At 39.2% G+C, this 617-nt stretch carries 2 protein-coding genes; both read right to left on the bottom strand.

Features of this window, described 5'->3' with window-relative positions:
• On the bottom strand, window positions 1-414 hold a 414-nt coding region (locus ACWHAR_RS29070; RefSeq protein WP_452088694.1), incomplete at its 3' end, for an undecaprenyl-diphosphate phosphatase.
• 92 nt (window positions 415-506) lie between these two features.
• A partial coding sequence (locus tag ACWHAR_RS29065; RefSeq protein ID WP_452088695.1) for a hypothetical protein occupies window positions 507-617 on the bottom strand: 111 nt, incomplete at its 5' end.

The raw sequence follows: 617 nt of genomic DNA, 5'->3' as shown, positions 1-617 counted from the left end.
AAAAAGCATGAGGATTGCCCCGGCAATTAAACCGATGGCCACAGTTTTAACGGAAAATAAATATTCATCAATGTAATCTTCAAACAAAAAGCCGAGAACAGCTGCAGGCACGAGTCCGACGGCAATTTGGGCAATGCTTAATTTATGTCCCTGCTCCTGGTCGCTTGTAATATTTTTTTTCAAGCCCAGTAAATTTAAAATTCGGTCTTTAAACACGATAGCTACTGCTAAAATGGAGCCTAGCTGAATAACCACCTTGAATGAGTTAGCAGCTTCTTCTGACATCAGATTACTTGATTTAAGCCAGATGTCGTCTACTATAATCATATGTCCTGTCGAAGAAACCGGCGCGTACTCTGTTAATCCTTCTACGATTCCTAAAATGGCGGCTACAAACAATTCCCAGAGAGTCATGATTTTGATTCTCCCCATTAGACATTTATTTTTTTACATAACGGGAGCTTCCCATAAATGGAAAGCCCGTCTTATATAACTATAAACGAAAATCACACTTTATGCCCCGGCGTATTTTCATTTTTTTCTTCATCGTATAAATGTGACCGCATTTTAAACCAGTCAAATAAATGTGTCGTAATGACTTTGGCAACCGCATAGCC

Source organism: Bacillus sp. LR--39 (assembly GCF_053613335.1).
Note: the sequence above shows the minus strand (reverse complement) of the source record. Positions and strands in the feature narration are given on the sequence as shown.